This window comes from Actinoplanes missouriensis 431, from assembly GCF_000284295.1.
Lineage (GTDB): Bacteria > Actinomycetota > Actinomycetes > Mycobacteriales > Micromonosporaceae > Actinoplanes > Actinoplanes missouriensis.
In genome coordinates, this window is record NC_017093.1 from 7,407,140 (window position 1) to 7,427,268 (window position 20,129).

Sequence of the window (20,129 nt, forward strand, 5' to 3'; positions counted from 1 at the left end):
AAGCTGCGACAACCCCGATCATGGAGTGTTGATGTCGCAGCCACCTTACGGCCCGCCCAACCCGGATCAGCCGCCCTACGGGCAGCCGAACCCGGATCAGTCGCCCTACGGACCGCCGTCCTACGGGCCGCCGGCTTCCGGCCCGCCCGCCTCCGGGCCGCCCTTCTCGGGCCCGCCCGCCTCCGGCCAGCCCGTCCCGGGTCAGCCGGTCCCGGGTCAGCCCGTCTCGGGTCAGCCCGGATATCCGCCGCCGCCCGGTTACCCCGCGCCCGGCCAGGCACCCGGCCAGCCGCCCTACGGCCAGCCCGGGTACGGCCAGCCCGGGTACGACCAGGCCGGTTACGGCCAGCCCGGGTACGACCAGGCCGGTTACGGCCAGCCCGGTTACGGCACGCCGCCCGGATATCCCGCGGCGCCCCCGCCGAAGAAGTCCAAGGTCCTCCCGATCGTGCTGATCTCGGTCGCGGTGTTCCTGGTGCTCTGCATCGGCGGCATCACGAGCCTCTACCTGATCGGCAAGGACGCGGTCGAGGACGCCCAGAACACCATCGACTCGGTCACCACGAGTGAGCCGACCACGGGCACCCAGACGACCGACCCGCAGCCGACCGAGAAGGCCTCGACCATCACGATCGTCGAGCCGAAGACCCTCGGCGGCCGCCCGAAGCTGACCGACGGCCAGTTCGCCGGCATCACCAAGGAGCTCGAGGACGGCCTCGCCTCCGGGTACCCCGGCAGCAAGTCGTTCGGCGCGTTCTACGGCAAGATCGAGAAGCAGGACATCGTCATCGCGATCGGTGTCGAGACCGACGTCCCGGACCCGAAGTCGGCGCTGAACGGCACGTTCGCCGGCATCGGCATCGGCGGCCTCGAGGTCAAGAACCTCTCCGACGCCGGCACCGGCGACCTCGGCGGCGAGGCCCAGTGCGGCACCGCCAACGCGTCCGACATCGACGTCGCGGTCTGCAGCTGGGCCGACGAGGGCAGCATCGGCATGGTCATGTGGTACTTCAAGACCGCCGCGAAGGTGAAGACCGAGTTCCCGAAGCTCCGTGCGGAGATCGAGAAGAAGAGCTGACGTGCGCCGCGCCGGCCGTGACCCGCTCAGGGCCGGCGCGGGACGCTCACGCTGGCCGTCACGACCGGCGTGGTGTCGGCGGCCGGCAGGGTCACGGTGACCTCCAGCCCGCCGCCCTCCTGAGCCACGGCGGAGACCGTGCCGCCGTGCGCGTCGCAGACCGCCCGGACGATGGAGAGACCCAACCCCGACCCCCGCGACCCGGTACGCTCCCAGCCGCCCCGCTGGAACGGCTCGAACAGTCCCGGGACGTCGGCCGGCTCGACCTCGTAACCGGTGTTGCCGACGACGAGCCGGGTCTGCCCGTTCACCGACTCGGTGCGCAGCCAGAGCCGGCCGAGCAGATGGTTGTAACGGATCGCGTTCTCGATCAGGTTGCCGGCCAGCCGGTCCAGCAGGCTCGGGTCACCGACCACCGGGGCCGGCTGCAGGTCGGTGCTGACGTCCAGTTTCAGCCGCTCCGCCTCGGCCTTGACCGCGGAGAGCGCGTTGTAGACGCTCGTCGCCAGGTCGGCCGGGACCTTGCGGACCAGCCGCCGGCCGGACTGTGCTTCCGAGCGGGCCAGCACCAGCAGCGCGTCGACCAGGCCGTTCGCCCGCTCCGAGGCGTTGCGGACCACCTTCGCCATCCGGCGGTACTCCGCCACATCGGCCTCGTCGTCGCTGAGCGTCACGTCGATCTCGGTCCGCATCACCGCGAGCGGGGTGCGCAGCTCGTGCGAGGCGTTCGCCACGAACCGTTTCTGCGACTCGAACGCGGCCGCCAGCCGGTCCAGCATCGCGTCGAACGTGCGCGCCAGCTCGGCCACCTCGTCGTCCGCCCCGGAGTACCGGATCCGCTGGTCCAGCGTCTCCTCGCCGAGCCGCTGGGCGGTCTGGGTCACGCTGTGCAGCGGGCGCAGGGCGCGACCGGCCACCGCGTACGCCCCGGCGATGCCGATGATGCCGATCGCGACGAGCGCGCTGAAGCCGTTCACCAGCAGCTCCCGGGACGCCTGCGCGACCATGTCGGTCTGCCAGGCCAGCGCCTCCCGGGTGCTGCCGTCGCTCAGCGTCACGGTCGAGCCGGCCCGCAGGTCGTCGACCGGGTGCAGCGACTCGCTGACCAGCAGCCAGGCGAGCAGCACGAGCACCGCGCCGGCCCCGATCAACAGGATGCCGTTGAGCAGGGTCAGCCGCAGGCGGAGCGTGGGTCGCATGCTGAGGCCCAGCGCCCGGCGTTTCGCGCCGAGGTAGACGGTCACGAGGCCACGACCGGCTCGGGCACGCGGTAACCCGCGCCGACCACCGTCTCGATCAGCGGCGGATCGCCGATCTTCTTACGCAGCGTGTTGATCGTGACCCGGACGGTCGTGGTGAACGGGTCGGTGTTGGCGTCCCAGACCCGCTCCAGCAGCTCCTCGGTGGACACCACCCCACCGCGCGCCTTGACCAGCTCCTCCAGGACGCCGAACTCCTTGTTGGTCAGCTCGATCGGCACGCCGCCACGGGTCACCACCCGGCGGGTCTGGTCGAGCACCAGGTTGCCGACGGTGAGCACCGGCGGCGCGGCCGGGGTGGCCCGCCGGCCCAGCGCCTGCACCCGGGCCACCAGCTCCTCGAACGCGAACGGCTTGGCGAGGTAGTCGTCGGCGCCCAGCTCCAGGCCCTCGACCCGGTCGGCGACGGTCCCGCTGGCGGTGAGCATCAACACCCGGGTCAGGGCGCCGGACGCGACCAGCTCGGCGCAGATCTCATCGCCGTGCATGCCCGGCAGGTCCCGGTCCAGCACCACCACGTCGTACCGGGTCACGTAGGCCATCTCGTGGCCCTGCAAGCCGTCGTACGCGACGTCGACCGCCATCCCCTTGCGGCGCAGCCCGCGGGCGATCGCATCCGCCAGGTTCCGCTCGTCTTCCACCACCAGCACGCGCATGCCCAAAGCCTAATCAAGCCGCCAAACGCCCACCGACGCGTCGAGCCGGCGGCAGATCAGCGCGCCCGCGGCGAAGTGACAGTCACCGGCGACCCGGTCGGCCACCCCGGACACCCGGATCCGCATCCGGCGCATGTCGAGCACCCCGTACCAGACCCGGTCCTCGCCGGAGACCACCCGCCGCACGTACGCGGTGTCCGGTTCCGGCCCCGGCCCGCCGCTCTCCCAGCGCCCCGCCTCGCCCAGCACGTCGCCGGTGGCCGGGTCGAGCACGAAGTGCTCCGGGAAGGCGGTGCCGGGCAGCCCGGTGACCAGATAACCGCCGACCCGCTCGGCGTAGTTCCACCGGTCCGAGGACCAGCGTTCCCGCCCGGTCCGCGGGTCGATCACCATGATTCCGCGCTGCGGCAGGAACGCGCAGATCAGGTCGCCGCACGGGCTCGGGTTGCGGTACCAGCTCAGGTTCACCCCGCTGTGCCAGCGCTGCCGCAGGCCCTCGGTCGCGTCGTACCCGGTGGTGCCGTCGCTGCGCGCCCCGATCAGCGCCATGTCGCCGGCCGGCCAGAGCGAGAGGGTCTCCGGGCCGCGCTCCGGGATGTTCCGCGTGGCGCTGAGCCGACCGGTCCGGGTGTCCCAGGCCAGCAGCCGGCGGTCCGTGGTCAGCTGGTAGAGCCAGTCCGGGTAGGCGCCGCCGTGCGTGGACGGCGACATCACGTCGTCGCCGGGCTGGCGCAGGCTCCAGCGCACCTCCCCGGTCGCCAGGTCCAGCCCGCGCCACCAGAACCCGGTGTCGTCCTCCTCCCGGACCAGCGCCAGGCGGTCCGCCGGGGAGACGCCCTCGACCAGGACCGGGAGCCGCCACACCGGGTCCGGGTCGGTCGCCCGCAGCGCGATCGTGCCGAACCGGGAGGTTCGCTCGTTCAGGACGCTGAGCAGCAGCATGTCACCGGCGGCGGCCACGTCGAGGATCTCGCCGGTGAGCGCGACCAGGTGCCAGGAGAGCAGTCGCGCGTCCGGCAGCGAGAGGGACCGGACGACGCGGACGCCCGGGGACGTCTGCCGGCCGATCACGTAGAGCCGGTCGCCGACCACCCGGAGCACGTCGCCCTGGGCGGCCGGCACGATCGCCGGCGGCGCCGGCCGGTCCGGCTGGACGGCCCCGCCCAGACCCACCACCAGGATCATCGAGAGGATCGCGAGCAGCACACGGGACGGCACCGGCGGCGCCTCGGCCGGAACGGCCGGGGCCAGTGACTCGCCGCGCGGCACCTCGCCGAGATCGATCAGCACAGGGCTCACACCGGGCTCCCCGCACGCAGGGACTTCAGTGTGCCCCCTGAAGGGTCAGATCCGGTACGCCCAGACGCCCAGTCCGTGCTCATCCCGGCAGACCACGTGCCGTTCGTCGGCCGCGCACTCGGCGCTCGCCGTCTCGGCCGCGCCGAGAACCCGGACCTCGGCATGCCCGGGCAGCACCACGCCGAACAGCGAACGGCCGGCATCGTGGTCACGCCGCAGCACCAGCGCCTCGCCCGGTGACGACCCCGGCGCCTGGGCCACCACCATGTCCCAGCCGGTCAGGTCGGCCACCGTGCGGCCGGTGAGCGGGTCGGCCAGCCGGACCGGCACGTCGGTGTGGGTCTGGGTCTCCAGCACCGCTCCGGCCCGCATCTCCAGGTCGATCTCCGCTGTCACCGGCCAGACCGGCTCGCCGGTGGCCGGGTCCAGCACGGACTGCTCCCTGAGCGGCCCGGAGCAGATCACGCCGAGGCAGACCGGGATCTCGCCCGGCGTCCGCGGCACCCGGTGCTCCCAGAGCCTGCGCAGCGTCCGGACGTCGTAGCCGGCCTGCACACCGGCCGTCTCGTAGCCGACCAGGGCAACCTGGCCGGCGACGGCGCCGCTTGACGGGCCGGAGCCGTCCCGCTCGGGCAGCGCCGCCTCGGCGAGAGTCTCCCCTGTTGCCCCGGCGAGCAGGGTGAGCCGCTGCGACGACGTGATCAGGACGGCGGCCGGCGTGCCGGGGACCGGGTCGACGGTGACCGAACCGCCGGGCGCCGCGGTCCACAACGTCTTCCCGGTCACCAGGTCGACACCGCGCACCTCGGTGCGGAGCGGCGGCTCGGTGTGCGGCACGCCGGTGGCCGAGAAGTAGAGCGCACCCGGATCGCCGGAGGCCTGGTCGTACTCGGTGCCGGGGCGGAACACGCGCTCCACCACGACACCGGTGCCGCCGGAGTCCAGCAGGGTCAGCGAGTTCGTCATGGTCCACCGGATCCGGCCGGTGGCGACGTCCATGGCGGTCGTGGTGTACCCCTCGGAGACCAGCACCGAGTCGGCGGCCTGCTGGATCGTCACCCCGCCGAACAGGCCGCTACCGACCTCGTACTCCGCGCCGATGGGCACCGCGCTGGTCCAGAGCCGCTCCGGCTCCGGGTCCAGCCGCCAGGCGGTCAGCTCCCGTGCGATGCCGCGCGACGAGGCGGTGTAGGCGTTTCCCCCGGCCAGCCGCAGCGGCATCTCCACAACGTCCATCGGCCCGGCCAGGCCCAGGTAACGCCAGCGGACCGCGGCACCGGGCGCGGCGCCACCCAGCGTGATCAGCAGGACCGCCGCGAGCAGCAGGCCGGCGTGCCGGTACCGCCGGGGCGGCGGGCGCAGGCCGGCCGCCGGGCCGGGCTCCGGGACGCGGTCCAGGTCGATCAGCGTCACACCGAAACCCTTCACGTGAGCGGTCGTCAGCCGGCGCCCGCCGCGGTCCGGTAGGCCCAGACGACCAGTTCACCGAAGGACGACCGGCAGACCAGCCGTTCCGGTGCGGACTGGCAGCCGCCGGTGCCGGCCGGCAGTTCCGCCAGCAGCCGCGGCCGCCGGGTGTCCGGCGCCGCGATCGCGACCATGGTACGCGTGCTCGTGGAGGCGTCCCGCGTCACCAGTAACTCCCCGTTACCGGGGCTGCCCGGCACCAGGTCCCAGCCGGACAGGTCCACCAGTGTCCCGCCGGTCTGCGGGTCGGCCAGCGCGACCGGGTCCTGCCCCGCGTATCCGACCAGGGCGGTGCCCTCCTGCTCCACGGTCCGCCAGTCACCGCGCTGCCAGCGGTGATCCCCGGTGGCGGGGTCGACGGCGCGGACGCCGTACTGGCCGATCAGGCAGGCGAGCAGGCCGCACGGGACGACCCGGTCGGTGCCCCGCACGGTCACGGTCCACAGCGGCCGCAGATCCGCCGGGTCGTAGGCGGAGATCGCGGTCCCGGACGGCCCGGGATGGCGCAGCAGCAGCGTGCCCCCGGCGACCACCGGGTTGTCCGGGTCGTAGTCGGCGGCCGGGAACCTCCGGGAGGCCAGATGCCGGCCGTTCGCCGTGTCGTACAGGTCGGCGACCTGGTCGTCGCCGATCAGCAGCGTCCGGGGCTCGGTGTCGGCCGGGCCGGGCACCCCGAGCAGCACCGCGGTCCGGCGCAGGTGGAGCTGCCAGCGGACGTCGCCGATCACCGGGTCGATCACCTGGACGGTGTTCTCCACCCGGCGGCCCGGCCCGGAGCTGGTCCGCACGTCGTCGACGGCGAACAGCAGCGAGGTGCCGGCGAAACTGATCACGTTGTGCTGGTTGCGCCACTGGTGGCCGCCGGTCGACAGCGACAGGGCAGTGGTGCCGACCGCGAACCGCCCGAACGGCCGCAGCAGCAGCATCCCGGCCGCGGTGCGCAGCCGGGAGACCTGCATGTCCTGCCGCACGCTCCACCGCAGCTCCCCGCTCTGCAGATGGTACGAGCTGAGGGTGGCGCCGGTCTGGGCGAGCAACCGGCCGCCCTCGGTGATCGCGTAGGGCTCGCCGGGGGCGATCGGGATGCTCAGCAGCGGGGTGAGCGCCGGCGGCCGGCGCAGCGGCCCGGACGCCCCGGCGAGCAGGAGCACGAGAACGGTCAGGAGCGCCGGGGCGAACCAGGGCGACGTGGTCGGCCGCCCCGGTTGCTCATATGTCTCCGGTTCCCCGCGATCCAGCCCGAGATCGATGACGACTGGCTCACCCATCCATCCAACGTAACGGTTGGATAACGAGATCGCCCATCGGCCGATCGATCAGACCGCGGCCGTCGCCTCCCCGGCCGGAGCGGCGTCCAGGCGGGACACCGTCTCGGTCACCTCGCGGGCGACGTCCTGCGCGGTCAGGCCCAGGGCGGTGAGGATCTCGGCGCGGGTGCCGTGCGGGTGGAAGCCGACCGGCACGCCGAAGTCGCGCAGCGGCACCGCGACGCCCGCGTCCCGCAGGGCGCTCGCCACCGCGTCACCCACGCCACCGGTACGGACGCCGTCCTCCAGGGTCACCACGAGGCGGTGGGCCGCGGCCAGGCCGGTCAGCTCGATCGGCACCGGGCGGACCCAGCGCGGGTCAACGACGGTCACGCCGTACCCCTGCTCGGCGAGCCGCTCCGCGGCGTCCAGACCGAGGCCCGCGAACGAGCCGACCGCGACCAGCAGAATGTCTTTTCTCTCGTCCTCGCGCAGCACGTCGATCTGGCCGACCCGGCGCAGCGCCGGGGTGGCCGGGGCGACCGAGCCGGTCGGGAAGCGCACGATCGTCGGGCCGTCGTCGACCGCGACCGCCTCCCGCAGCTCCTCACGCAGGGTCTCGGCGTCCCGCGGGGCGGCGATCCGCAGGCCCGGCACCACGCCGAAGACGCTCATGTCCCACATGCCGTAGTGGCTCGGCCCGTCCGGCCCGGTGATCCCGGCCCGGTCCAGCACGAACGTCACCGGCAGCCGGTGCATCGCCACGTCGAGCAGCACCTGGTCGAACGCGCGGTTCAGGAACGTGGCGTAGACCGCCACCACCGGGTGCAGCCCGCCCATCGCCAGGCCGGCCGCGCTCGTCGCCGCGTGCTGCTCGGCGATGCCCACGTCGTAGGTCCGCTCCGGGTACTTCTTCGCCAGCGCGGCGATGCCGGTCGGCTCGGCCATCGCGGCGGTGATACCCACCACGTCCGGCCGCTCGTCGGCGATCCGGACCAGCTCCTCGGAGAAGACCTTCGTCCACTTCAGCGACGGCTTCGCGGTCAGCGCGCCGGTCTGCGGGTCGAACGCGCCCGGACCGTGCAGGCAGTCCGCCTCGTCCTGCTCGGCGGGGAGGTAACCGTAGCCCTTGCGGGTCACCGCGTGCACGATCACCGGGGCGTTGAAGCCCTTGGCGCGGCGCAGCGCCGACTCCATCGCCTGCTGGTCGTGGCCGTCCACCGGCCCGATGTACTTCAGGCCGAGGTCCTCGAACATCGGCTGCGGGCTGACCGCGTCCTTGATGCCCTTCTTGACCGCGTGCAGCACCTCGAAGACCGGCTTGCCCACCACGGGCGTCTGGCCCAGCGCGTCCTTGACCAGGTCGAGCACCTTCTCGTAGCCCGGGTTCAGCCGCAGCGTGGAGAGGTGGTCGGCCAGGCCGCCGATGGTCGGCGCGTACGACCGGCCGTTGTCGTTGACGACGATGACCAGCCGGTTCTTCGTGGCGGCGATGTTGTTCAACGCCTCCCAGCACATGCCACCGGTCAGCGCGCCGTCGCCGACCACGGCCACCACGTGCCGCTCCTCGCCGCGCAGCGCGAACGCCTTGGCCAGGCCGTCGGCGTAGGACAGGGCGGTGGAGGCGTGCGAGTTCTCGATCAGGTCGTGCTCGCTCTCGGCCTGGCTCGGGTAGCCGGTGAGGCCACCCCGCTGGCGCAGCAGGTCGAAGCCGTCCTGACGGCCGGTCACCATCTTGTGCACGTACGACTGGTGGCCGGTGTCGAAGAGGATCTTGTCGCGCGGTGAGTCGAAGACACGGTGCATCGCGAGGGTCATCTCGACCACGCCGAGGTTCGGACCGAGGTGGCCGCCGGTCCGCGACACCTTGGCGACGAGGAAGTCACGAATCTCGGCCGCGAGCAGGGTCAGCTGCTCCGGGGTCAGTCGCTTGAGATCACCGGGCTCGGTGATGCTCGCCAGCAGGCCGGCCGGGGTCGAGGGGGAGTCGCTCATGAGGGAGCAGTCTATCGGTGCTCCGCCGTGGCGCACCTTACGCGAACGGCCGATGCCGATCCTCCACACAACCTCCACATCCTCGCAACCGGTCACCCCGGCTGGCCGGCCGTACCGATGGTCGGGCATCCTGGAGGTCACGCAGCGACTGGCGGCACGGGGATGGTTCAACCATCGGGGAGCTCGTTGCGGAGAGTCGACCGCCTGGGCTCCCGCGGGGGTCACGCGTATGTCCGCTCGTCTTCTTCCCGGCGCTCCCGTCGCCGAGTCCGTGCTCGCCGACGTCCGGCAGCGGGTCGCCGCGCTCAAGGACCGCGGCGTCCAGCCGAGCCTCGCCACCATCCTGGTCGGCGACGACGACGCCAGCGCCGGTTACATCCGGATCAAACAGAAGCAGGCCGCCGAGCTGGGCTTCTCCTCCCCGCACGAGCACCTCAGCGGCGACGTCACGCAGGCCGACCTGCTCCGGGTGATCGCCGGCTTCAACGACGACAAGGACGTGCACGGCGTCCTCATCCAGTACCCGATCCCGGCCCACCTGGACTACGACGCGGCGCTGCAGACGCTCGACCCCGACAAGGACGTCGACGGCATGCACCCGCTCAACATGGGCCGGCTCGCGGTCGGGCTGCCCGGGCCGCTGCCGTGCACCCCGGCCGGCATCGAGGCGCTGCTCGCCTTCCACGGCGTCGAGATCTCCGGTCGCGAGGTCGTCATCCTCGGCCGCGGTGCCACGCTGGGCCGCCCGCTTGCCATGCTGCTCGCCCAGAAACGCCCCACCGCGAACGCCGCCGTCACCGTGGTGCACACCGGCGTGAAGGACTGGCCGCGCTACACCCAGCGCGCCGAGATCCTGATCGCCGCCGCCGGCGTACCAGGCATCATCCAGCCCGAGCACGTGAAGCCGGGGGCCGTGGTGATCGGCGCGGGCGTGCGTTACGAGGGCCGCCGCCTGCTCCCGGACGTCGACGAGTCCTGCGCCGAGGTGGCGGGCGCCATCACCCCCCGCGTCGGCGGCGTCGGCCCGACCACGGTCGCGATGCTCTTCCGCAACGCGGTGAGCGCCGCCGAACGCGCCGGCTGAGCCAGCTGGCTCCGCTTCGCGGCAAAACGGCCTTTTGACCCGGTGAGTTGGCCGTTGGTTTCCCGCCACCCGCACACCCCGCGGGCGTCGGCAAACCAGCGTCCAACTCACCGGCGGCGTTTTGCGGGTCGCCCCCCTGCTTACGTGCTCTTGCCGAGACTGAACGTCAGGGTGGGTGGGGGTGATCACACCCGGTGCAGGAGGGCCACGCACTCCACGTGCTGGGTCATCGGGAAGCAGTCGAAGGCTCTGATCTCGACCGGGGCCCAGCCCTCGGCCCGGAAGGTCTTCAGGTCCCGGGCCAGGGCTGCCGGGTCGCAGGCGACGTAGGCGACGGCCCGCGGGGTGGCTGCGGCCACCGCGCGGACGACCTTGGCGCCGGCGCCGGCCCGGGGTGGGTCGAGGACGACGAGGTCGACCGGGGCGGTCAGGCGGCGGCGGGAGAGGGCCGCGTCGACCTTGGCCTCGACCACCTCGACCTCGGGGAGGCCGGCCAGGTTCCGGCGGGCCGCGGCGACGCCCGCCGGTGACGACTCGACCACGGTGGTCCGCGCTCCGGTGCGGGCTGCCAGGGCCGCCGCGAAGAGGCCGGCGCCGCCGTACAGATCCCAGGAGACCTCGCCCCGCGCCGGCTCCAGCATCGTCAGCACCGCGTCCACCAGCGTGTCGGCGGCGGCCGGGTGGATCTGCCAAAACCCTTCCGGGGGTACGGCCCAGGCCCGCCCTCCGGCGATCTCGGTCACCTCGCCCGGACCGGAGAGGCGGGTCAGCGTGCCACCGGCCGGGGCGTCGCCGAGATCGTCCGCCGCCGTGCCGCCGGACGATCCGGCCGGGCGGGCCAGCACCGCGACGTCGCCGCCGGTGGAGGCGACCACCTGCAGCGCGTCCGCGTCCGGCCAGGTGCGGGACAGCAGGTCGAGCTCCTGGACGGCGGGGTGGGCGATCACACAGCGGTCGATCGGGACGACCTGGTGCGACCGGTGCTGGAGCAGGCCGGGGCGGTCGAGGGCGTCGATCGCGTAACGGACCCGGCTGCGCCATCCGAGCAGTCGCTCCGCGTCCGGTTCGGCCCGGTCACCGGAGGTGGCGGGACGGTCGGGTGCGGTGGGCAACGGCTCCACGCGTACAAAAATCTTGTCTTGATCTTCGGGGTTGATCCCGGCCAGGCGGGTGAGCTGGTCGCGGACCACGTCGGCTTTCCAGCGCAGCTGCGCGTCGGCGGAGACATGCTGCAGGTCACAGCCACCGCAGCCGCCCGGGTGAGCGAACGCGCAGGGCGGGGTGACCCGGTCCGGCGACGGCTCGTGGACCTCCACCGCGTCGGCGCGCAGGTAACCCTTGTGCAGCTCGGTGATCTCGGCGGTGACCCGCTCGCCCGGCAGCGCGTGCCGGACGAAGATCACTCGGCCGTGCGGGCCGCCGAGCCGGGCCACGCAGTGCCCGCCGTGCGCCGGAGCGCCCACGGTCACCTCGACCCGGTCACCCTCGACAAGATCGTCGGTCATCTCGTAGCTCTCGATCATGAGGACTCACCCGGTCCGGGCTGGTCGGCGGGTGGCTCGCTGCGGTTGCGCGGACCCCGCGCCGGCGCCCGGGTCAGGCCGCGGTCCAGGCGGTCCAGGTCACGGTCCTGGCTGGACCGCAACTGCCAGGGCACGCTGGTGACCATCACGCCGGGCTCGAAGAGCAGCCGGCCCTTGATCCGCAGAGCGCTCTGGTTGTGCAACAGATTCTCCCACCAGCGGCCGACCACGTATTCCGGAACGAAGACGGTGACCACGTCCCGGGGCGAGGCCCGGCGCACGCTCTTCACGAAGTCGATGATCGGACGGGTGATCTCCCGGTACGGCGAGTCGACGACGGTCAGCGGCACCGGGATCTGCCGGCGCTCCCACTCCGCCTGGATGGCCCGGGTGTCCTGGTCGTCGACGTTCACGGTGACCGCGGTGATCGAGTCCGGGCGGGTGGCCTGGGCGTAGGCGACCGCGCGCAGCGTCGGCTGGTGCACCTTGCTGACCAGCACCACGGCGTGGTTGCGGGACGGCAGGATGGGCCGCTCGTCGGTCGGCTTGAGCTCCTCGGCGACCCGTGTGTAGTGCCGGTGGATGGCGAGCATGACGCCGTAGATGACCACCATGGCGGCGATCGCGATCCACGCGCCGAGCAGGAACTTGGTGATCAGCACCACGATCAGGACCGCGCCGGTGAGCACCATGCCGAACGTGTTGATCGCCCGGGAGCGGATCATCTGCCGCCGGCGCTCCGGATCACGCTGGGTCCGCAGCAGCCGGTTCCAGTGCCGGATCATGCCGGCCTGGGACAGCGTGAACGACACGAAGACGCCCACGATGTAGAGCTGGATCAGCTTGGTGACCTCGGCGTGGAACGCCACGATCAGCACCATCGCGGCGATCGCCAGGAACGCGATGCCGTTGCTGAACGCCAGCCGGTCGCCGCGGGTGTGGAACTGGCGGGGAAGGTACCGGTCCTGGGCGAGGATCGAGCCGAGCACCGGGAAGCCGTTGAACGCGGTGTTCGCGGCCAGGAACAGGATCAGCGCGGTCACCGCGCCGACCAGGTAGAGCAGGATCGAGCCGTTGCCGAAGACCGTCTCGGCGATCTGGGTGGTGACCGTCTTCTGCACGTAGTCGGCCGGCCCGGAGATGATCTGCAGGCCGGGGTCCTCGACGTACTGCAGGTGGGTGGCGCGGGCCAGCAGGATGATGCCCGAGAGCATCACGATCGCGAGGCCGCCGAGCAGCAGCAGCGTGGTCGCGGCGTTCTTGCTCTTCGGCTGCTTGAACGCGGGCACGCCGTTGGAGATCGCCTCGACGCCGGTCAGCGCCGCGCAGCCCGAGGAGAACGTCCGCAACAGCAGGAACGCGAACGCGAAGCTGGTCAGATGGTGTTCCTCCGCGGCGATCACCAGGTCGGCGCTCGGCGCCCGCAGGTCGTCACCGAGCACGAAGACCCGGAACAGCCCGGTCAGGATCATGCCGACGATCACGATGATGAACAGGTACGTCGGCACCGCGAACGCGGTCCCGGACTCCCGCAGCCCGCGCAGGTTGAGCGCGCTGAGCAGGAGCACCGCGGTGATCGCGATGCCGACCTTGTGCTCCGCGACCCAGGGCACCACCGAACCGAGGTTCGTCACCCCGGACGAGACCGAGACCGCCACCGTGAGGATGTAGTCGACCAGCAGCGCGCTGGCGACGCCGAGACCCGCTTTCGGGCCGAGGTTGACGGTGGCGACCTCGTAGTCGCCACCGCCGGACGGATACGCGTGCACGTTCTGCCGGTAACTGGCGACCACCGTCACCATCACGACCGCGACCGCGAGCGTCACCCAGGGCGAATAGACGTAGGCGGCGGCGCCGGCGATCGAGAGCGTCAGGAGGATCTCGTCGGGGGCGTACGCCACGCTGGAGAGCGCGTCGCTGGCGAACACCGGCAGGGCGATCCGCTTGGGCAGCAGCGTGTGCTGAAGCTTGTCCGAGCGGAACGGCCGGCCGAGAAGCAGCCGCTTGGCTAGAGAGGTGGTACTTGCCACGAGTGCCAAGGGTACGGCCGGACGTTGATCCGCGTATGCCGCCCCGGACACCGGAGCCGAGGAGCACATGGCAGGCTCACAGAGGTCGGTAGTCGATGGGAGGGCATGAACCGTGCACGTGGTGATCATGGGGTGCGGCAGGCTCGGTTCCACGCTGGCCCAGAAGCTGGACGCGCAGGGACACCACGTCGCCGTCATCGACCAGAACGCTGACGCGTTCCGGCGTCTCGGCGACGGTTTCGGCGGTGTCACCGTCAACGGCATCGGCTTCGACCGGGACGTGCTGCGGGCCGCCGGCATCGAGCGGGCGGACGCGTTCGCCGCCGTCTCCAGCGGTGACAATTCCAACATCATCTCGGCCCGGCTGGCCCGGGAGACGTTCGGGGTGTCCCGGGTGGTGGCCCGGATCTACGACTCCCGGCGGGCCCAGGTCTACGAGCGGCTCGGCATCGCCACCATCGCGACCATCCGGTGGGCCGCCGACCGGATGTTCCGGTTCCTGGTCCCCGAGGACCGGGTCGAGGTGTTCCGGGACCCCACGAGCGTGGTCAGCATCGTGGAGACCCCGCTGCACCGGGACTGGGTCGGCAAGCAGGTGCGGGCGCTGGAGGAGCGTACCGGCGCCCGGGTCGCCTATCTGATGCGCTTCGGGATGGGCGCCCTGGCCCAGCCCTCCACCGTGCTGCAGGACGGCGACCAGGTCTTCATGCTGGTCACCGACGAGACCGTCGGAAGTGTCCTGGACCTCGCGCAGGGCGCCGACAAGGAAGGGCACTGACCATGCGGATCGCCATCGCCGGGGCCGGCAACGTCGGCCGGTCGATCGCTCAGGAGCTGATCGGCAACGGGCACGAGGTGATGCTCATCGAGCGGCAGCCGCGGCAGCTCTGCCCGGAACGGGTGCCGCAGGCCCGCTGGGTGCTCGCCGACGCCTGCGAGATGAGCAGCCTCGAGGAGGCCGACCTGGCCTCCTGCGACGTGGTGGTGGCCGCTACCGGCGACGACAAGGCCAACCTGGTGGTGTCGCTGCTCGCCAAGACCGAGTTCGCGGTCGGCCGGGTGGTGGCCCGGGTGAACCGCGCCGAGAACGAGTGGCTCTTCACCGAGCAGTGGGGCGTCGACGTGGCGGTCAGCAAGCCGCGCCTGATGGCCGCGCTGGTCGAGGAGGCGGTGACGGTCGGCGACCTGGTCCGGCTCATGACGTTCCGGCAGGGCGAGGCGAACCTTGTGGAGATCACGCTGCCGCGCGACGCGCCGTACGAGGGTCAGCCCATCCGCGACGTGCCGATGCCCCGGGACGCGGCCCTGGTCGCGATCCTGCGCGGCAAGCGGGTCATGGTGCCGACGCCGGACGACCCGCTGGAGGCCGGTGACGAGCTGATCTTCGTCTGCACCAGCGAGGTGGAGGAGCAGATCCGGGCCGTGGTGCTCGGCGCCGCGGCCTGATCCGCCTAGACGGCGGCGGCCTCGCGTTTCTGTGCGCTGGTGATCCGGTGGATGGCCCACGCCGTGAAGGCGAAGGTGCCGGCGTAGAGCGGCCAGCTCACCAGGATCCGGACGATGCCGATCGCGTTCGCCGCGTCCATCGCGTAGAGGTAGAACTGGATGCCGGCGCGCACGCAGAGCGACGCCACCCAGAGCAGCGTGAGCCACTGGAAGGCGCGGAACAGCCGGGCGTTGCCGAACCAGTCCTGATGCCCCTTGTTCGCCATGATCCCCCAGGCGTAACCGATCAGCGGCTTGCGCACGAAGACCGAGACCAGCAGCACCGCGGCCTGGCCGAAGGTGAGCAGGATGCCCGGCAGGTAGAAGTTCTTCGCGTCGCCGGTGCGCCAGGCCAGCCAGGCGCCGAGCGCGATGCCGAACAAGCCGTTCACCGCGTGCCGGACCGGCTGCCTGCGGGCCAGCCGGAACCCGCCGATGGCAAGCGCCGTGGCGACCGAGCCGATGATCGCCCAGAGCAGCGCCTGACGTTTCTCCAGACCGGCCACCGAGTCGCCGAGCAGCACGTTGAGCATCACGAACGCGAGCACCGGGAGGCTCGACTCGATGAGGCCGCGCACACCGCCGAGCTGCTCGGCGATCTGCTCGCTCATCGACGGGAGGGCGTCCTCCTCCGCGTCCTTCGCTGAGGGCACCGGGTGGAGATCGTGCTCGGCGACGATCTCCTCAGCGATCCGCTCCTCGACCGACTCGTGCGCGGCGTGGCGCGGCTCGCTGCCATTCACCGGGGCGCCTCCAGCTCGTAGTACGGGTTGTAGATCACCTTACGGTCGTCCCGGATCGCTATCCGGCCGCGAGCGGTGAGCTGGCGCCCCGGCTCGATGCCGGGGATCGACCGGCGACCCAGGAACACCAGCGTGACCACGTCGCTGCCGTCCCAGAGGTCGGCTTCCAGCGTGGGCAGGTTGGTGCGAGGAGTGTACGCCACCGTCCGCAACCGGCCGGACACCGAAACGACCTGCCCGCGCCGGCAGGCGCCGGCCGGGACCGCGCCGCACTTGGCGCTGTCCCGCTGCAGCTCTTCGGCATCCAGCTCGGAGTCGCTGGCGGTGAGGCGGTTGAGGAAACCGCGAAGACCGGTGGTCATGACTCCCACGGTACGTCAGGCGGGCGCGTCGGCTTGACCTTGCTGCGCCATCTCCTTGGGCAGCCGCATCGGCAGCGGCTCACGGACCGGGCGGGGCTCGTTGTCGCGGACCACGACGAGGCCGGAGAGCACCTCGCCGAGCACGCCCTCGCGGCCCGGATCGGCGGCCGCGGCGCCCTGGTAGAGCGCGCGGATCATCCAGCGCGGGCCGTCCACACCGACGAAACGGACGTCGGCCGGGCCCTCCGGGGTGGTGACCCGGGCGCGCAGCTCGGTCCCGTACTTACCGGTGACCTCCTGCGGCGCGACACCGTCCGAGGTCATCGCCGCGACGATCTCGGCACGGACCTCGTCCCAGATGCCCTCGGTCTTCGGCGCCGCGAAGACGCCCAGCTGCAGCGCGCTCTCGCCGTCGACGAGCACCACCTGCTCGACGCCGCCCTCGGGGTTGGCCTGGACCCGGACCTCGACGCCCTCGATCGCGGGGATCTGCAGGCTGCCCAGGTCGAGCCGCTGCACACCCTCCGGGGCGTGCTTGGCGTCCCAGGGGCCGGACTCGGGCGCGGGTGCCTCCCCGCCCGCGGCCAGGCTGCTCGCGAGCGCCGCGGAGGGCGGCGCGTCGGCCGCACGGACGTGCTTCGCGGCATCGCGCTTACGGGAGAACATCACTGCCACCTTCCGTTTCAGTCCTGCTTGTCGTGCCCGGCCAGCTCTGCGTGACCGCCGGTCGAGCCGTGCCCACCGGCGCCCCGCGCGGTGTCGTCGAGCGTGTCCACGAGGTGGAACACCGCCCGCTCCACCCGCTGGACCACGAGCTGGGCGATCCGGTCGCCACGGGAGATCTTGACGGTGTTCTCCCGATCGTGATTGATCAGGTTCACCAGAATCTCGCCCCGGTAACCGGCGTCGACCGTACCGGGCGCGTTGAGGACCGTCACCCCGAGGCGAGCGGCGAGACCGGAACGAGGATGGACCAGCCCGACGAAACCGTCCGGCAGGGCGATCGCCAGGCCGGTCCGGACCTTCACGCGGGCGCCCGGGGCGATCTCGGCCTCCTCGGCGGCGACCAGGTCGGCGCCGGCGTCACCGTGATGCGCGTACGCCGGCAGGGGCAGATCGGGGTCGAGCAGGCGGACCTGGACGACGGGGTCAGTCACGTCGAGCCTTCCTGACGGGTCAACCGGGCGCACTTACCCTGCCATCCTGCCGCGCCGGGCATCGGAGGCGCGCCGTACCCTTCGAGGGTGACACCCGAGTCCCCGGCCCGCACCCGCGCGGCCCATCGCGAACGGCTCAGCCTCCCGTGGTGGGCCTGGCCCGCCGCGCTGCTCTCGGGCACCATCCTCGCCGCTGAGCTGACGTTCGGCCTGCCGGACATCCCCTGGTGGCTCCCGTTCGTGGTGCTGGTGCCGCTGAGCGTCCTGCTGCTCCTCCCGCTGAACCGGCTGCGGATCGCCGTCACGCCGACCGAGTTCCAGGTCGACGACGCCCGGCTGCCGGTCGCGGTGATCTCGGACGTGGTGGCGCTGGACGCGGCCGGCAAGCGGGAGGCGCTCGGCGTCGGCGCCCACCCGTTCGCGTTCGTGGTGCAACGCCCGTGGATCTCCACGGCCGTGCAGGTGGTCCTCGACGACCCGGCCGACCCCACGCCGTACTGGGTGGTCAGCACCCGCAAGCCGGTCGAGCTCGCGACGGTGCTGCTCGAGGTCAGCCGCCGAGAGCGGGCGGAGCAGTCTTCCTGAGGTCCGCGCGGACCTTGTCGCCGACCGCGCGGGTGGCCCGCCGGTTCAGGTAACTGGCGACCGCCGCGCCGGTGAGCATCGGGCCCATCGTGGTCAGGTTCCGGCCGAACCGCTTCAGCAGGGTCTTCTGCAGCTCCTTGCGGGCGGCGGTGCCGAGCACCGCGGCCACGCCCACGCCGGGCAGCATCGGGTTCACCCCGCGCTGGCCGGACCAGGACTCGACGAGCTTCATGGCCCGCTCGGGCACCCCGCCGTCGATCGGCTGCCGGTACACGGCGTGCAGCTCCCCGATCAGCTTGATCTCGATGGCGACCACGGCGACCGTCTCGGCGGCGAGCAGGACCGGGGCGGAGAGCAGCGTCGGCGTCGCCACCCACTCGACCGAGGCGACCCCGCCGCCCGCCGCGCCCACCCCGGCGGTGGCCCGGGCGGCGTTGCGGATCAGGCGCTCGGCGAGCTCCTCGTCGTCCAGCCCGGGGAAGTGCCGGCGCAGCGTCTCCAGGTCGCGGACCGGGATGCGCGGCGCCACGTCGACCACCGCGTCGGCCATCCAGCGCAGCGCGGCCCTGGGCCGGAACAGGCGGCCCACACCGCGGTCGCGCACCTCGTCCACGAGGCGGCCCAGCAGTTGCCGGCGGCCGGCCGGCTCCAGCTCGTCCGAGGTCAGGGCCGCGACGGTGCGGCCCAGTTCGACATCGGAACCGGGTTGTGCGAATTTATCCGTTATTTCGTTTTTGTCTGGCGAGTCACGGACAGCGTCGAACTCGGCTCCGGACCCAGCCGCGTCTGCGGGCTCGGTCGCACGATCCGCGTGGTTCATCGTCGTCCTTCCCGTCGGGCGTTCCCGGTATGAGTTCCCGGTCACGCCCCAGGGTCAAACCCCGTATCAAACCCCCGTGGCGAACGCCTTGTGCCCGACCGCGTCATGCCGCGATCGGGTGCCGGCGGACTTGCGGCGAGTGCGCTCAGGCGCACTCGCGGCAGATCAGCTCCCCGTTGCGCTCCGTCGCCAACTGGCTGCGGTGGTGCACCAGGAAGCAGCGGGAGCAGCGGAACTCGTCGGTCTGCATGGGCAGAACCTTGACGGTGAGCTCCTCGTCGGCCAGGTCGGCGCCGGGCAGCTCGAAGCTCTCCGCTACCTCGACCTCGTCGACGTCCACTGCGCCCGACTGTGAGTCGGCGCGACGGGCCTTGAGCTCCTCGAGGCTGTCCTCGCCGAGGTCGACCTCATCGCGACGCGGGGCGTCGTAGTCGGTGGCCATCGGTTTTCACTCTCCTGTATCGATGTGTCGCTTGTGCGTTTGTAACGCCAAGGACAGGGTTTCGGTTCCCGGTTCCGCTGGACGATTTCTGACACCCGGACCAGGTCCGGCGAGCGCGGAACCTTACCGCTGTTGCGGCAGGCTTGTACGCGCTACGGCGGCACATTGTTCCCGATGTGACTGAGGCGACATCAAAGTAGGGGCACCGGCCTCTGGATCATTGTCGGCGCGCCGGAAGCATTCCCTGTTTCCGCGCGCCTGGCGGACAGACGCTAACCTCTCGACAGGCCCGGCGACCTTACCCGGGCCCCTCGTCCGACCCTGGAGCCAACCCCATGAGCTTTGCCCGCGTCCGAGCGCTCGTCCTCGTCGGCGTGCTCGCCGTGGCAGCGGTGGTCTTCGTCGTTGTCGCGCTGGTGCGTGACACCCAGGGCGACCTCGCCGACGGCAGCGACTGCCCGGCGGGCGCCCCGCTCGCCGACGTCCTGCTTCCGGACGACCCGGCCGAGGTGACCATCAAGGTGCTCAACGGCACGAACCGGGCCGGCCTGGCGGAGAGCGTCACCAACGAGTTCAAGAACCGGCGCTTCACCGTCAAGGACCCGGCCAAGAGCAAGACGAAGTTCAAGGAAGTCGCCGAGATCAAGTACGGGCCGGAGGCGGTCGGCCGGGCCCAGCTGCTCCGGGCGTACTTCCTGGCGCAGTCGAAGATGACGTACGACCCGAAGCGCAAGGGCGCGGTGATCGACGTCGTCATCGGCGACCAGTTCCAGCAGCTGGCCACGACCACCGAGGTCAACCAGTCGCTGGTCGAGATCGGGGAGCCCACGCTGCCGCCGGGCTCCTGCCTCAAGCCGGCCGCCGAGGCCGCCAAGGACGGGGACTGACCCCGGCCCA

General features: G+C 71.9%; 20 protein-coding genes and 1 riboswitch. Of the genes, 6 read left to right on the forward strand and 14 right to left on the reverse strand.

Going from position 1 to position 20,129, the window contains the following annotated elements:
• Positions 1–31 precede the first annotated feature (31 nt).
• The gene (locus tag AMIS_RS33690) at positions 32–1,078 is read left to right on the forward strand and encodes a hypothetical protein (RefSeq protein ID WP_014446941.1); all 1,047 of its coding nucleotides are present in this window, start codon (positions 32–34) and stop codon (positions 1,076–1,078) included.
• Positions 1,079–1,104: 26 nt separating this feature from the next.
• Here AMIS_RS33690 and AMIS_RS33695 read toward each other — a convergent pair whose 3' ends face one another.
• Genes AMIS_RS33695 through dxs form a run of 6 tightly spaced genes read right to left on the reverse strand, consistent with a single transcriptional unit; the run spans position 1,105 to position 9,001 of the window.
• Positions 1,105–2,277, reverse strand: a complete 1,173-nt coding sequence (locus AMIS_RS33695) for a sensor histidine kinase (protein WP_041831550.1) — start codon at positions 2,275–2,277, stop codon at positions 1,105–1,107.
• A 41-nt stretch (positions 2,278–2,318) separates the two neighbouring features.
• The gene (locus AMIS_RS33700; RefSeq protein WP_014446943.1) at positions 2,319–2,993 is read right to left on the reverse strand and encodes a response regulator transcription factor; all 675 of its coding nucleotides are present in this window, start codon (positions 2,991–2,993) and stop codon (positions 2,319–2,321) included.
• Positions 2,994–3,002: 9 nt separating this feature from the next.
• Positions 3,003–4,292: an outer membrane protein assembly factor BamB family protein gene (locus AMIS_RS44765; RefSeq protein WP_014446944.1), complete on the reverse strand. Its 1,290-nt coding sequence runs from the start codon at positions 4,290–4,292 to the stop codon at positions 3,003–3,005.
• A 45-nt stretch (positions 4,293–4,337) separates the two neighbouring features.
• A complete protein-coding gene (locus AMIS_RS33710) occupies positions 4,338–5,705 on the reverse strand; it encodes an outer membrane protein assembly factor BamB family protein (protein ID WP_157435169.1) in 1,368 nt (455 codons plus the stop codon).
• A 26-nt stretch (positions 5,706–5,731) separates the two neighbouring features.
• Complete coding sequence (locus AMIS_RS33715) at positions 5,732–7,027, reverse strand: outer membrane protein assembly factor BamB family protein (RefSeq protein ID WP_014446946.1); 1,296 nt, start codon at positions 7,025–7,027, stop codon at positions 5,732–5,734.
• A gap of 48 nt (positions 7,028–7,075) precedes the next feature.
• Entirely contained in the window at positions 7,076–9,001 is a 1,926-nt protein-coding gene (dxs, locus tag AMIS_RS33720; protein WP_014446947.1) for a 1-deoxy-D-xylulose-5-phosphate synthase, read from the reverse strand.
• A gap of 134 nt (positions 9,002–9,135) precedes the next feature.
• Positions 9,136–9,218, forward strand: a riboswitch (ZMP/ZTP riboswitch).
• 12 nt (positions 9,219–9,230) lie between these two features.
• On the opposite strand from dxs, the gene AMIS_RS33725 reads away from it, so the two are divergent.
• Entirely contained in the window at positions 9,231–10,085 is an 855-nt protein-coding gene (locus AMIS_RS33725; protein WP_014446948.1) for a bifunctional 5,10-methylenetetrahydrofolate dehydrogenase/5,10-methenyltetrahydrofolate cyclohydrolase, read from the forward strand.
• A gap of 185 nt (positions 10,086–10,270) precedes the next feature.
• Here AMIS_RS33725 and AMIS_RS33730 read toward each other — a convergent pair whose 3' ends face one another.
• Complete coding sequence (locus AMIS_RS33730; protein ID WP_014446949.1) at positions 10,271–11,608, reverse strand: class I SAM-dependent RNA methyltransferase; 1,338 nt, start codon at positions 11,606–11,608, stop codon at positions 10,271–10,273.
• Positions 11,605–13,638, reverse strand: coding sequence for an APC family permease (locus tag AMIS_RS33735; RefSeq protein WP_014446950.1), 2,034 nt, complete (start codon positions 13,636–13,638; stop codon positions 11,605–11,607). The genes AMIS_RS33730 and AMIS_RS33735 overlap by 4 nt, the downstream gene beginning before the upstream one ends.
• Before the next feature lie 112 nt (positions 13,639–13,750).
• On the opposite strand from AMIS_RS33735, the gene AMIS_RS33740 reads away from it, so the two are divergent.
• Entirely contained in the window at positions 13,751–14,416 is a 666-nt protein-coding gene (locus AMIS_RS33740) for a potassium channel family protein (RefSeq protein ID WP_014446951.1), read from the forward strand.
• Complete coding sequence (locus tag AMIS_RS33745; protein WP_083888850.1) at positions 14,413–15,084, forward strand: potassium channel family protein; 672 nt, start codon at positions 14,413–14,415, stop codon at positions 15,082–15,084. The genes AMIS_RS33740 and AMIS_RS33745 overlap by 4 nt, the downstream gene beginning before the upstream one ends.
• 5 nt (positions 15,085–15,089) lie before the next feature.
• Here the strand turns inward: AMIS_RS33745 and AMIS_RS33750 are convergent, their stop codons facing one another.
• From AMIS_RS33750 to dut, 4 genes are read right to left on the reverse strand one after another with little or no spacing between them, the layout of a single operon-like run.
• A complete protein-coding gene (locus tag AMIS_RS33750) occupies positions 15,090–15,866 on the reverse strand; it encodes a DUF3159 domain-containing protein (protein WP_014446953.1) in 777 nt (258 codons plus the stop codon).
• On the reverse strand, positions 15,863–16,228 hold the full coding sequence (locus AMIS_RS33755) for an OB-fold nucleic acid binding domain-containing protein (RefSeq protein ID WP_014446954.1): 366 nt from the start codon (positions 16,226–16,228) through the stop codon (positions 15,863–15,865). Before AMIS_RS33755 ends, AMIS_RS33750 begins: the two co-directional genes overlap by 4 nt.
• Before the next feature lie 15 nt (positions 16,229–16,243).
• Positions 16,244–16,894: a DUF3710 domain-containing protein gene (locus tag AMIS_RS33760; RefSeq protein WP_014446955.1), complete on the reverse strand. Its 651-nt coding sequence runs from the start codon at positions 16,892–16,894 to the stop codon at positions 16,244–16,246.
• Positions 16,895–16,911: 17 nt separating this feature from the next.
• Positions 16,912–17,385, reverse strand: coding sequence for a dUTP diphosphatase (dut, locus tag AMIS_RS33765; RefSeq protein WP_041830232.1), 474 nt, complete (start codon positions 17,383–17,385; stop codon positions 16,912–16,914).
• Positions 17,386–17,472: 87 nt separating this feature from the next.
• Between dut and AMIS_RS33770 the strand changes: the two genes are divergently transcribed.
• Positions 17,473–17,970, forward strand: a complete 498-nt coding sequence (locus AMIS_RS33770; RefSeq protein WP_014446957.1) for a DUF3093 domain-containing protein — start codon at positions 17,473–17,475, stop codon at positions 17,968–17,970.
• Here AMIS_RS33770 and AMIS_RS33775 read toward each other — a convergent pair.
• Both AMIS_RS33775 and AMIS_RS33780 read right to left on the reverse strand, forming a co-directional pair.
• A complete protein-coding gene (locus AMIS_RS33775) occupies positions 17,936–18,790 on the reverse strand; it encodes a hypothetical protein (protein WP_014446958.1) in 855 nt (284 codons plus the stop codon). The genes AMIS_RS33770 and AMIS_RS33775 overlap by 35 nt on opposite strands.
• A 145-nt stretch (positions 18,791–18,935) precedes the next feature.
• Positions 18,936–19,232 carry a DUF4193 domain-containing protein gene (locus tag AMIS_RS33780; RefSeq protein ID WP_014446959.1) on the reverse strand — a complete coding sequence of 99 codons (297 nt, stop codon included), beginning with the start codon at positions 19,230–19,232 and terminating at the stop codon, positions 18,936–18,938.
• Positions 19,233–19,567: 335 nt separating this feature from the next.
• Between AMIS_RS33780 and AMIS_RS33785 the strand changes: the two genes are divergently transcribed.
• Positions 19,568–20,119: a LytR C-terminal domain-containing protein gene (locus AMIS_RS33785; protein ID WP_014446960.1), complete on the forward strand. Its 552-nt coding sequence runs from the start codon at positions 19,568–19,570 to the stop codon at positions 20,117–20,119.
• Positions 20,120–20,129 lie beyond the last annotated feature (10 nt).